Origin of the sequence: Pseudomonas koreensis (assembly GCF_024169245.1) — a bacterium.
GTDB classification, from domain to species: domain Bacteria; phylum Pseudomonadota; class Gammaproteobacteria; order Pseudomonadales; family Pseudomonadaceae; genus Aquipseudomonas; species Aquipseudomonas koreensis_F.
The window spans coordinates 5506839-5519833 of sequence record NZ_JALJWP010000001.1 but is presented as its reverse complement, the minus strand read 5'-3'; the positions used below and the strand labels follow the sequence as shown (position 1 = coordinate 5519833).

The window sequence follows — 12995 nt, the reverse complement described above, 5'->3', positions numbered from 1 at the left end:
GCAGGAGTATTTTTTCCATGACAAAAGGTGCTTGATAAGTGCGGATTGCCCACAGGATTTTGAATTGTTAATTGCTGCGCGGGATCGCTAAGGTCAAGGGCTCAACCGCAATAAAGGACTATTGCCATGCCCACCCAAGACAAGACAGATCCACAGATTCAAGCGTCGATCCTGAGCACTTTGTTCGACGCAACCGGCGATCTTGAAATCGCCGAAACCCTGGAAAAGAATCTCTCGGCGCATTTGCTCCAGGCTTCGCCCGCCAGCCTGGCCAGGCTGGATGAAATCAATCGTGAACTGCACGCCAAACAGTTGAAGGTCAACAAGGATCTGACCCGGCTAAAACCCTTGAACAGCTTCTGTATCAATGAGCTTGAGGCGGCGGTGAGCAAAAAATGGCCAGCGGTTTATGACGCAGGCGCGGATGTGATCAGTCTGCCGGGCGTTGATTGTGGTTGCGACGCGACCGCGACCGATCAGCCCGGGACGGATATCGTCAAACACGCTTCGCAAACCCTCTTGCAGGCAGCCATGCAGAACTTCACCGAAGACGAAGAGCAGGCTGACGCGTTTCCCGATGGCAGTCAGGTGCGCTTGACAAGCGCGCCGCAGGGCGTGAACGGCCTGACCCCGGCGGCGTTTGCCGCGTTTTGTCGCCAGCTGGATCTGGGCAAAAGATATCAGGAGCATCTGCAGCAAGTGTTCGGGCTGCGTGATGACAGCGGCACAGTCGTGGCGACCAGTGCCATGACCCGCGATATCGCCGCTTTAAAGCAATCGCTGCTGGAACTGGATACGCATATGGCCGCGCTCAAGGGCCATATCACCGCGACAGGTTTGCGCATGCTGCAGGATCTGATGGTGGCCGAGGGCGTGGCATCGGCGCAGACCCTGCGCTACGGCAAAGACTCGTGGATCATGCAGGGCATCAAGGTCCTCGACAGCTGCGTGTGGGGCGTGGTCGTATTTTCCAGACGCTCCGTGGAACAACACCCCGAGGACGGATGCATGGTGTATATGCCCGGCGAACCTGAGCGGCCGGTGTATGAATACCCGAGTTTCAATGCGTTCAAGCGCTACCTCGTACAGCAACTCAAAACCGCCGAGTATCAGGAGTACTTTGCCCGCAGCCTCGACGAAGATGACAAGGCCGACTTCTTCAAGACGTTCGCTGAAAACGGCGATCTGGGCTTCGTCCAACAGTGGCCGATCGGCGTGCCACTCTTCGAGTTCATGGTGCAAAGCCATGTCGGCAAGTTGCAGATCGACGCCCGTAAACTGGCCGTGCCGACCGCGGATATCGATGAAGAGACGCGCCGCAAGCGCCTGCTGGATTTCATTCAGCGCGGGGTGAGCATTGCCTCGGTGGCCGGGCTGTTCGTGCCGGTGCTCGGGCAACTGATGATGGGCGTGGCGGTAGGGCAATTGCTCGGTGAAGTGTACGACGGTGTCGAGGACTGGCAGCGCGGCGATCATCAGCAAGCCCTGTCGCATCTGCTCAGCGTGGTCGAGGACATTGCGTTGATGGGCGTCTTTGCCGGCGGTCAAAAGGTGCTCGGGACGCTGGGGCGCAAATTGTTGCGCGCGCACCCGGAATTCTTCGGACAATTCACCGCGATACTCAATCGGGCCGGCAAGCCGCGCCTGTGGAAAAACGATCTCACTCGGTACGAGCATATCCTCCCTTCCGGTTTTACCATCAGTGCCGGCTCCAAAGAGCTGTACCTGATTGGCACCAAAACCGTCGCTCGTGTCGACGATCGCGTGCTGGCCGGCCGTTTTGATGCCGATGCCCGGCGCTTGTTCCTGGAACACCCGCAACGTGCGCAAGCCTATGTTCCCGAACTGAATCGCCACGTCGAAGGTGGCTGGCGATTGCCCGCCGAAGAACCCGAAGAATGGGGCAGCAGTGCCTATACGCTCAAACGCATCGATCCGCGCTTGCACGACTTTGTTGACAGTGACCTGGACATGATGCGTCGGCTCAGTGGCACTTCGCAGCAGGCATTGCTCGACACGTTCAACGACAATCTGAAGCTTCCCGTACGCCTGCGCGATACCGTCGAACGTGTACGCATCGAGCGCCAGTTACGCGAACTGACCACGGAGCTGCAGAGCGGTGAGATCCACTCTGGGCAACCTGTCGAGGAGCAGATGCATGCCCTGCCGAAATTGCCGGGCTGGCCCACTGACCGCTATCTCGAGGTCACCAATGACGAGGGCATTGTCGAGGCGACTTATCCCGCAAACAGCGTGATCGACGAGACGCTGGGGGTGGTCGTTACCCGCAGCCAGTTGGCCCGGGGCCAATTGCTGCGCACGGTTATCGATGGCCTGTACCAAAGCGAGATCGATGCGTTGCTTGGCGGCAACGTCACGAAAAGCATCGAGGAAACCGCGCTGGCGAAAAAGCTCGGTGCGGCGCTCCAGTCGGATTACCGCGCAGTGTTCGAACGCCTGTGTCAACGCTACGACCAGAGTCAGGCGGATGACTTGCTCAAACTGCGCGCGGTTTTTCCTGACATTCCCGCGCGCTATGGACAGCGGCTGATCGACCGCGCGCCCAGTGTCGAGCGTCAACACCTGCGCACCAGCGCACGGGTGCCATTGCGGCTGGGGCAGCGAGTCCGGGCCGGTGCCGCCGAGGTGCGGCTTGACCGCGCGCTGAGCGGATTTCACTGGTCATGGCTGGCGAATGCCGATACCGACAAACTGGCCATTCAGTTGCTGCCACGGCTCAGCGGCTGGGATAAACAACTGCGCCTGGAGGTCCGCGACAAAGCCTTGACCGGCCCGGTACTGGAAGCCATCGGCGATGCGTCGGCAACCTCTGGCAATACCTGCTATCTGGTGAAATCCACTGAAGGCTATGAAGCGTTTGGCGGCGACAAAGTATCCCTTGGCAAAGTAACGTCGGGGCCCAACGCCTTGTATACCGCCATCCTCAAAGCACTGCCATCACGTCAGCGTAACGCGATCGGATTTGTCGATGTCGGGCAGACCAGCGGGCAGCGCTTGCGCAGCAAGTTGCTCGACGCAGGGCTGGAGCAACGCGAAGCCACCGGGCGAACACTGATCAATGGCGAGTACGAACCGCTGGTTGTCGAGCCTGCCTGCGTGCAAGGCGATCAGGCCCCTGCGACGAATCACCCACGCAGATTGTTGCGCGCAGTGCGCAAACTCTATCCACGCCTGGACGACGCCCAGCTCCGGCAATTGCTCGATGAACTGGGCGACGCTCCGCTCAGCCGGGCGATCCGGCTCAAAGCCTTGCGTCAGGATCTGCAAACCCTGCGGGACGTTCTCTTCGTCTGGAGCGAGGATGGCGTTGCCCTGAAGGCGATGGGGGGCGATCTGGCCGAAGCGCGGCACAGCCGCAAGATGGCAGCCGAGCTGATCGAGGAGAGTTTTCGGCGGTTTCACTGGATCAAGGATGAACAGGGCAGATCGGTCTGTGCCCTCGACCTTGACGGCATGCGCATCGGCAAGCTGCCGACCTTTTCACCGGGTCTGAGCTTCGCCCATGTGCAGCACTTGTCGATGCGCAACATGGCGCAGGGCGATGATGTCGCGCACTTTCTCAAATCCTTCAAACAGCTTGAGTCGCTGCAACTCGACACCAATAACATCACCCGGCTGCCCGAAGTGCTGTCGTATATGCCCAACCTCAAACGATTGAGCCTGGCCAACAACCAGCTGAAACTGACCGAGCAGACGCTGGCGAAGCTGAACCGGCTGCGCACGTTGTGGTATCTGGATCTGAACAGGAACGCGCTGGGCGCCACCCCGGATGTCAGTCAGATGAGCAACCTGCGTCGGCTATTGCTGCGCAATACGGGGATTACCGAACTGCCTGAAGGCCTGCGCAATTGCGTCCATATCGAATGGATGGATATGGGCGAGAACAAAATCACGGAGTTGCCCGATTGGCTGTTTCAGAAACCGCGAAAATTCACCCAGGCCCTCAACGTGGGGCTCAATCCCTTTACTGAAACCACCAAAACGTATCTGGATAACTACCGCAACAATTTCGGTATAGGAATGGGTTATCCCGCAGACGACATTGCCCGTTTCAACGAGAGCACCGCGCGCTCGTTATGGTTTACCAAAACCAGCGGGGAAGACTGGGCCGAGCAGGCGCGAATCTGGGCGGCATTTCGCGACGATGCGCGTGCAGAAGGCCTGTTTCATTTGCTCGCGCAACTGGGCGATACCGCCGACGCCGCAAAGAGCAGGGCTGACATGCAGCGACGGGTCTGGGTGGTTTTGAAGGCGGCGGAGGCCGATCGCGCCCTCTGCGCTCAGTTGCTCGATGAGGCCGCCAACCCGATCAATTGCATTGACAGCGCGGCGGTCAACTTCAGTCATCTTGAAGTGACCGTGGAGGTCGACCGTATCACCAGGAGATCCGGCGGCACGGTCACTGCCAGACCACTGCTCAACCTCGGCCGCGGCCTGTTTCGGCTGGAACAACTGAACGCGATTGCCCGGGAACACGCCATCAGGGTGCCGAAACTGGATCCGCTGGAGGTCAACCTGGCTTATCGCGTCGGACTGGCAAAGGCCCTGGACCTGCCCGGCCAGCCGCAGAATATGCTGTTCGAGGCGCAGAGCGGCGTGACTGCCACTGATCTGGACACGGCAAAACACCGGATCACCACGGCCGAACTCTCGCCCCGGTGGCTGAAATTCATCCAGGAGCAATCCTTCTGGCGTGACTACTTGCAACGTACTTTTACCCGCAAGTTCTCGCTGATCGATGAAACGTTCGCACCGCGCATGAGTGCGCTGGATGAGCAGGCTGACACACTGCCCAGTGCCGACTATTTGAGTCAGGCGGAGGCCCTCAGACTTGAAAAGGAGCAGGCGCAGGAGGCCGTGTTCAAGCGCCTGACGGAGGAGTCGATTCGCCTGATGGACCTGGGCCTCTGCGTGATGCCGGACCCGTGAAACTCACTTGCCGCGAATCAACTGGCGCAATGCGAAACGGTTGGGATGGCAGGCTTCGGCCACGCTGCGTGGTAACGGCAGCGGCTCGTTGTCCAGCCACGCGGCGAGCAGTTCGCCGGCCAGCGGCGCGGTGATCAGCCCGCGAGAACCGTGGCCGCTGTTGACGTACAGACCGTCGAGCCACGGGCAAGCGCTGTCCGGCACTTGCCGGGCGTCCTTGCTCAGGGCCGCGTAGGTCTGAACGAAGGCTGCGCGGTCGGCGAGCGGGCCGACGATCGGCAGATAGTCCGGGCTGGTGCAACGGAAGGCGGCGCGGCCCTCAAGGTTCTCAAGTGGCTGCTCGCTGATGTTCAGACGTGTCAGCAGATCGCTGGAAATCTCTTCGAGCATCGCCAGATTGCCTTGGTGCTCGGCGGTCGTGGGCGTCAGGTCGTCACTGTTGAAGTCGAAACTGGCGCCCAGCGTGTGCTCGCCCAGGCGTGCCGGGGCGACGTAGCCTTCGGCACACACCACCGTGGCCAGCGCACGACTGTCTGCGGTTTCAGCCAGGCGAGTGATCTGCCCGCGAATACGCTTGAGCGGCAATTCGGCACTCTGGGCAAAACGCTTGATGTCCGCGGCGCCGGCCAAGACCACAACGGGTGCACTGGCGAGCAAACGCTCGCCGTCGAAGGCTTGCCACTGGTCTGCGACCTTGCGCAGCTCCAAGGCATGGTGATGATTGAGCAATTCAATATTGGCGTGCATCACTTGGGCCTGACACAGCGCCGGCGGATGCACCCAGCCACCCTCGGGATAGAACAGACCGCCATGGACCACGCCGACACCGGCGCGCGCCTGCGCTTGCGGCTGGTCCAGCCATTGCAGAAGATCCTCGGGAAACGCCTCCGCCAATTGCGCATGACGCTCGGCTTCCTTGGCGTTGAACGCCAGTTGCAGCACGCCGCAGTCGTCCCAATCAGTGCCGCGTTGCAGGCTTTCCAGCAGGCGCCGGGTGTAACCGAAGCCGCTGACAATCAATTGCGACAACGCGGTGCCATGGGCGGACAGCTTCAGATAGAGCACGCCTTGCGGGTTGCCCGAGGCTTCTTGCGCCACCGTCGCGTGACGTTCCAGCAGACTCACCTGCCAGCCGCGCGCCGCCAGGCTCGACGCCGTCGCGCAGCCGGCCAGACCGGCGCCGATCACCAGCGCCCGGCGTTCGCCGGTGAGTGGAGCAGGGCGGGCGAACCAGGGTTTCGCCGGCACGGGCGCAGCCACCTCGGCGGGCCAGCCGAGAAATTCGCCACGCAGGATTTCCCATTTGTGGCCGATGCCCGGCGTGCGTTTCATCTTGAACCCGGCAGCGTTGAGCAAACGCCGGACCCAACCGGTGCTGGTGAAGGTGCTGATAGTCGAGCCCGGTGCAGCCAGGCGCGCCAGTTCGACGAACAACTCTGCGGTCCACATGTCGGGGTTTTTCGCCGGGGCGAAACCGTCGAGAAACCACGCGTCGATCTGTGCATCGAGTTGCGGCAGTTGCTCCAGCGCATCGCCAATCAGCAAAGTCAGCGTCACCCGACCTTCGGCCAGGGTGATGCGCTGAAAGCCTGGATGAATCGCTACGTATTGCTGGAGCAATTGATCGGCCAATGGCTTGAGCTGCGGCCACAGGACCAAGGCCCGGCGCAGGTCCGCAGGTGCCAGCGGGTACTTCTCGACGCTGACAAAATGCAGGCGCGCGCCGGCCACCGCGTGCTGTTCGAACAACTGCCAGGCGCAGAGAAAGTTCAGTCCGGTGCCGAAACCGGTTTCGCCAATGACCAGACGTCCATCGGCCGGCAACGCAGCGAAACGCTCGGCGAGTCGATTCTGTTCAAGAAACACATAGCGGGTTTCGTCCAGCCCCGACTGGTCGGAAAAATACACGTCATCGAACACCCGCGAACGTGGGCGTCCGTGGTCGTCCCAGTCGAGTAGGGCGTGGGGCATTTCGGCTTTCATGGCAGGCTCGGCAAACACAAGGCGGCCATTCTAGCCGATCGCGCGCGAGCTGCCTGATCCAGCACAAGACGGGATTTGGGCGTGTCAGGGAAAATTTCAAAAGATCGCAGCCTTCGGCAGCTCCTACAGGGAAACGCATTGCAAATGTAGGAGCTGCCGAAGGCTGCGATCTGTTCAGGTGCTGCAATCATCCGCTAGTCTTGCTGAACCCTGGAAGGAGCCGTCCCATGTTTGAATCCGCTGAAATCGGTCACGCCATCGACAAAGACACTTATGAGGCGGCGGTCCCTGCGCTGCGTGAAGCCTTGCTGGAAGCGCAGTTCGAGTTGCAGCAGCAGAAGCGTTTCCCGGTGATCATCCTGATCAACGGCATCGAAGGGGCGGGCAAGGGCGAGACGGTCAAGCTGCTCAATGAATGGATGGACCCGCGCCTGATCGAAGTGCGCACCTTCGACCAGCAAACCGATGAAGAACTCGCACGGCCACCGGCGTGGCGCTACTGGCGCATGCTGCCGGCCAAGGGGCGGATGGGGATTTTCTTCGGCAACTGGTACAGCCAGATGCTCCAGGGCAGGGTCCATGGGCTGTTCAAGGATCCGCGTCTGGACCAGGCCATTGCCGGCGCCGAGCGTCTGGAAAAGATGCTTTGCGATGAAGGCGCGCTGATCTTCAAGTTCTGGTTTCACCTGTCCAAAAAACAGATGAAAGCGCGGCTCAAGTCATTGGCTGACGACCCGCTGCACAGCTGGCGCATCAGTCCGCTGGACTGGCAGCAATCACAGACCTACGACAAGTTCGTCAAATACGGCGAGCGCGTGTTGCGCCGCACCAGCCGCGATTACGCGCCGTGGCACGTCATCGAAGGTGCCGACGCCAATTACCGCAGCCTGGTGGTGGGCAAGATTCTCCTCGAAGGCCTGCAAAATGCGCTCAAGCGTGCCGAGGTCAATCCCCACGAAGTCAGTGCCGCGCCGCTGGGTACGCCGGTCGATCAGTTGAACCTGCTCGACAGCCTCGACCTGACACAGCGTCTGGACAAGAAAGACTACGAAGAACAGCTGATCACCGAGCAGGCGCGCCTGTCCAGGCTGATGCGCGACAAACGCATGCGTCGCCATGCGCTGATCGCGGTGTTCGAAGGCAATGACGCGGCGGGCAAGGGTGGGGCGATCCGCCGCGTCGCCGCCGCACTCGACCCGCGTCAGTACAGCATCGTGCCGATCGCCGCGCCAACCGAAGAAGAACGCGCGCAACCCTACCTGTGGCGGTTCTGGCGGCACATTCCGGCGCGGGGCAAATTCACCGTGTTCGATCGCTCGTGGTATGGGCGGGTGCTGGTCGAGCGCATCGAAGGCTTCTGCACCCAGGCCGACTGGCTGCGCGCTTACGGCGAGATCAACGACTTCGAAGAGCAACTGGCCGACGCCGGCGTGATCGTCGTCAAGTTCTGGCTGGCCATCGATAAGGACACGCAAATGGAGCGCTTTCAGGAGCGTGAAGAGATCTCCTTCAAGCGTTTCAAGATCACCGAGGACGACTGGCGCAACCGCGAAAAGTGGGACGCCTATCGCGCGGCAGTGGGCGACATGGTCGATCGCACCAGCACCGAGATCGCGCCGTGGACGCTGGTCGAGGCCAACGACAAACGCTGGGCACGGGTGAAAGTCCTGCGCACGATCAACCGTGCGCTGGAAGACGCGTTCGAGAAATCCGACAAGAAGGCCAAAAAACACAAGGACTGAAGCGATGGCCGCGCATACGCCGGGTGAATGATCCTCACGGTCGGCAAGAAGGTGGGCTTATGCTCAGGTCCACTTTCAACCGACAACAACAATGAGGTATGCCATGCGTGAAGTGGTGATCGTCGACAGCGTGCGGACCGGCCTGGCCAAATCCTTTCGCGGCAAGTTCAACCAGACCCGCCCCGATGACATGGCGGCCCACTGCGTCAATGCGCTGCTGACACGCAACGATATCGACCCGGCCAGCGTCGAGGACTGCATCGTCGGCGCCGGCTCCAACGAAGGCGCGCAGGGCTACAACATCGGCCGCAACGTCGCGGTGCTCTCGCGATTGGGCACCGGCACCGCCGGCATGACCCTCAACCGTTTCTGCTCGTCGGGCCTGCAGGCGATTGCGATTGCCGCCAACCAGATCGCCTCCGGTTGCAGCGAGATCATCGTTGCCGGTGGCGTCGAGTCGATCAGCCTTACCCTGAAAAGCGTCAACACCGATCACCTGATCAATCCTCTGCTCAAGCAACAGACCCCCGGCATCTACTACACCATGGGCCAGACTGCCGAAGTGGTCGCCCGGCGTTATGGCGTCAGCCGCGAGGCGCAGGATCGTTACGCGCTGCAGAGCCAGATGCGCACGGCGCAAGCGCAGGCTGCCGGCCTGTTCGATGATGAAATCGTGCCGATGGCGGTGAAATACCGCGTCGAAGACAAGAACAGCGGCGAGGTGCAGATTGTCGATGGCGTCGTCGAGCGCGACGACTGCAACCGCCCGGACACGACCTACGAAAGCCTTGCCGGTTTGAAACCGGTATTTGCCGACGACGGTTCGGTGACGGCGGGCAATTCATCGCAACTGTCCGACGGTGCCTCGATGACGCTGGTGATGAGCCTGGACAAGGCGCTGGAGCTGGGGCTCAAACCCAAAGCGTTTTTCCGCGGTTTCACTGTGGCCGGTTGCGAGCCGGACGAAATGGGCATCGGCCCGGTGTTCTCAGTGCCAAAGCTGCTCAAGGCCAAGGGCCTGCAAGTCGCGGATATCGATCTGTGGGAGTTGAACGAGGCGTTCGCTTCGCAGTGTCTCTACAGCCGTGATCGGTTGGAAATCGATAACGAGAAGTACAACGTCAATGGCGGCTCGATTTCCATCGGCCACCCGTTCGGCATGACCGGCTCGCGCCAGGTTGGGCATTTGATTCGGGAATTGCAGCGACGCAATCTGCGTTACGGCATCGTCACCATGTGTGTGGGTGGCGGGATGGGGGCGACGGGGTTGTTTGAGGCGGTGCGCTAAAGGATTGGTTGCCTGTTCAGGCCCCTTCGCGAGCAGGCTCGCTCCCACAGGTGACGGTATTCCCCTGTGGGAGCGAGCCTGCTCGCGAAGGCAGCGCCGCGGTTCAGCGGCTGGAGTCCTGCCGCTGCATCCGCGCTATATATGCCTGAATCTCCCGCTCGATCACCTGACCGTCAAACGGCCCCTCGAGGGTATTTTCCCGGGTGCTGAAATACAGCTCGCCATTGACCCGGCACACGCGGTCGCTGCGAAAACGGGTGGCGGGGGCGCTGTCCTCGGCGCGCATGGCGTACATGTCGGTCTCCCTGATCAATGCGTGGAAAAGTCTGCAATCAGCTTATGCCTGAAGCACTTGGCGCGCCTGTCCGGCCGATCAACGGCGGCGCGGCGGTTTACTCCTGCGACCTGCACAGTTTCATTCGCGGCCTGCCGGCAACTGTCCCTGTGTTGTGCGCGGTCGGGCGCCTAGAATGAGTGTTCTTGTCAGCAGGCTTTTGGGGATCGCATGCACATTTCATCGGGGCGCTGGGTGTACGGACTGTTCCTGGCGCTGCTGACCGCATTTCTGTGGGGCATCCTGCCGATCAAGCTCAAACAGGTGCTGCAGGTGATGGACCCGGTCACGGTGACCTGGTTTCGCCTGTTGGTGTCCGGCGGCTGCCTGTTCATTTATCTGGCCTCGGTAAAACGTCTGCCGAGTCGCAAGGTGCTCGGGCCCAAGGGCAGCTGGCTGGTGCTGATGGCCGTGCTGGGGCTGGTCGGCAATTACGTGCTGTACCTGATGGGTCTCAACCTGCTCAGCCCCGGCACCGCGCAACTGGTGGTGCAAATGGGCCCGATCATGTTGCTGATTGCCAGCCTGTTCGTGTTCAAGGAGCGCTTCAGCATCGGCCAGGGCATCGGCTTGCTGGTGCTGCTGATCGGCTTTGGCCTGTTCTTCAATCAGCGCCTGGCCGAACTGCTGACCTCGCTGTCCGATTACACCGCTGGCGTGCTGTTGGTGTTGCTGGCGTCGACCGTCTGGACCTTTTACGCGCTGGGGCAGAAGCAATTGCTGACGGTGTGGAATTCGTTGCAGGTGATGATGGTGATCTATCTGTTCTGCGCGCTGTTGCTGACGCCTTGGGTGCATCCGCTGGAAGCGCTGGAGCTGAGCCCGCTGCAGGGCTGGCTGTTGCTGGCGTGCTGCATGAATACCTTGATCGCTTACGGCGCATTCGCCGAAGCGCTGGCGCATTGGGAAGCGTCGCGGGTCAGTGCGACGCTGGCGATCACGCCGTTGGTGACATTCGTTGCGGTGGCGATTGCGGCGCGGATCTGGCCCGAGTATGTGCATGCCGAGCAGATCAATGCGCTGGGCTATGGCGGGGCGGTGCTGGTGGTGCTGGGTTCGGCGCTGGTGGCGTTGGGGCCGTCGTTGATTGCCGGGCTCAGGGCGCGGCGGATGCGCATGGCCTGAAGATCAAAAGATCGCAGCCTGCGGCAGCTCCTACAATTGGAATGCGTTTCCCTGTAGGAGCTGCCGAAGGCTGCGATCTTTTGCTTTAGCCCTTGGCGCCAGCCTCGATCATGTTCTCCGGCCGCACCCACGCATCGAACTCTTCATCGGTCAGATAACCCAACTGCAGCGCCGCCTCACGCAAGGTCAACCCTTCGCTGTAGGCCTTCTTGGCGATCTCCGCCGATTTGTCATAACCAATATGTGGGTTCAGCGCGGTCACCAGCATCAGCCCACGCTCCAGATGTTTGGCCATGGCCTCGGCATCGGGTTCGAGTCCGGCGATGCAGTGCTGCTGGAAGTTGCTGCAGCCATCGCCGAGCAAACGGATCGATTGCAGCAGGTTGTGGATGATCACCGGTTTGAACACGTTCAACTGCAAGTGCCCCTGGCTCGCAGCAATACCGATCGCCACGTCGTTGCCGAGCACCTGACAGGCGAGCATCGACAGCGCTTCGCACTGGGTCGGGTTGACCTTGCCGGGCATGATCGAACTGCCCGGCTCGTTGGCTGGCAGCTTCACTTCAGCGAAACCCGCGCGCGGACCTGAGCCCAGCAGACGCAGGTCATTGGCGATCTTCATCAACGCCACGGCGAGGGTTTTCAGCGCGCCGGACAAAGTGACCAGCGGCTCATGGCCCGCCAGCGCAGCGAATTTGTTCGGCGCGGTGACGAACGGCAAACCTGAGAGTGCTGCAAGTTCGGCGGCAATCGCTTCACCGAAACCGTGCGGCGAATTCAGCCCGGTGCCCACCGCAGTGCCGCCCTGAGCCAGTTCGCAGACCGCCGGCAGCGCGGCACGAATCGCGCGCTCGGCATAATCCAGTTGCGCGATGAACCCGGACAGCTCCTGACCGAAGGTGATCGGCGTCGCGTCCATCATGTGCGTGCGCCCGGTCTTCACCAGTTTCATGTGCCGTGCCGCCAGTTCAGCAAGGCCGCCGGACAACTCGGCAATCGCCGGCAGCAGCTGTTCCTGCACCGCTTTGGCGGTGGCAATGCTCATGGCGGTGGGGAAGCAGTCGTTGGAGCTTTGCGAGCGGTTGACGTGATCGTTCGGGTGCACCGGCGACTTGCCGCCGCGCGGGTTGCCGGCCAGTTCGTTGGCGCGACCGGCGATCACTTCGTTGACGTTCATGTTGCTCTGGGTGCCGCTGCCGGTCTGCCAGACCACCAGCGGAAACTGCTCGTCGTGCTCACCGGCGAGGACTTCATCGGCGGCCTGTTCGATCAGCCGGGCGATGTCGGCGGGCAGATCGCCGTTGCGGTCGTTGACCCGCGCGGCGGCTTTCTTGATCAGCGCCAGGGCATGCAGCACCGGTAGCGGCATGCGTTCCTGGCCGATGGCGAAGTTGATCAGCGAGCGTTGCGTCTGAGCACCCCAGTAAGCGTCGTCCGGGACTTCGATCTGGCCCAGGCTGTCGGTTTCGATACGGCTCATCGTGCACACTCCTGTTGGTCTGTTGGCGCAATTTAGGCCGGCATCGGCCCGGGTGGTTCCATCGGCTCGATTGTTGACCGCAAAGCCCCGCCA

Annotated in this window: 7 protein-coding genes; 4 read left to right on the top strand and 3 right to left on the bottom strand. The window is 61.3% G+C overall.

Going from position 1 to position 12995, the window contains the following annotated elements; genetic code table 11:
- Window positions 1-126: 126 nt before the first annotated feature.
- The gene (locus tag J2Y90_RS24410; RefSeq protein WP_253504249.1) at window positions 127-4950 is read left to right on the top strand and encodes an NEL-type E3 ubiquitin ligase domain-containing protein; all 4824 of its coding nucleotides are present in this window, start codon (window positions 127-129) and stop codon (window positions 4948-4950) included.
- Between the two features lie 3 nt (window positions 4951-4953).
- Here the strand turns inward: J2Y90_RS24410 and mnmC are convergent, their stop codons facing one another.
- Entirely contained in the window at window positions 4954-6933 is a 1980-nt protein-coding gene (mnmC, locus tag J2Y90_RS24405; protein WP_253504246.1) for a bifunctional tRNA (5-methylaminomethyl-2-thiouridine)(34)-methyltransferase MnmD/FAD-dependent 5-carboxymethylaminomethyl-2-thiouridine(34) oxidoreductase MnmC, read from the bottom strand.
- Window positions 6934-7160: 227 nt separating this feature from the next.
- Between mnmC and pap the strand changes: the two genes are divergently transcribed.
- On the top strand, window positions 7161-8675 hold the full coding sequence (gene pap / locus J2Y90_RS24400) for a polyphosphate:AMP phosphotransferase (protein WP_253504243.1): 1515 nt from the start codon (window positions 7161-7163) through the stop codon (window positions 8673-8675).
- Window positions 8676-8778: 103 nt separating this feature from the next.
- Window positions 8779-9963: a thiolase family protein gene (locus J2Y90_RS24395; protein WP_253504240.1), complete on the top strand. Its 1185-nt coding sequence runs from the start codon at window positions 8779-8781 to the stop codon at window positions 9961-9963.
- Between the two features lie 103 nt (window positions 9964-10066).
- Here the strand turns inward: J2Y90_RS24395 and J2Y90_RS24390 are convergent, their stop codons facing one another.
- Entirely contained in the window at window positions 10067-10258 is a 192-nt protein-coding gene (locus J2Y90_RS24390) for a DUF6316 family protein (protein WP_253504237.1), read from the bottom strand.
- 210 nt (window positions 10259-10468) lie between these two features.
- On the opposite strand from J2Y90_RS24390, the gene J2Y90_RS24385 reads away from it, so the two are divergent.
- Entirely contained in the window at window positions 10469-11422 is a 954-nt protein-coding gene (locus tag J2Y90_RS24385; protein WP_253504234.1) for a DMT family transporter, read from the top strand.
- Window positions 11423-11507: 85 nt separating this feature from the next.
- Here J2Y90_RS24385 and J2Y90_RS24380 read toward each other — a convergent pair whose 3' ends face one another.
- Window positions 11508-12902 (bottom strand): class II fumarate hydratase, encoded by a 1395-nt coding sequence (locus J2Y90_RS24380; protein ID WP_042607951.1) that lies wholly within the window; start codon window positions 12900-12902, stop codon window positions 11508-11510.
- Window positions 12903-12995: the final 93 nt, after the last annotated feature.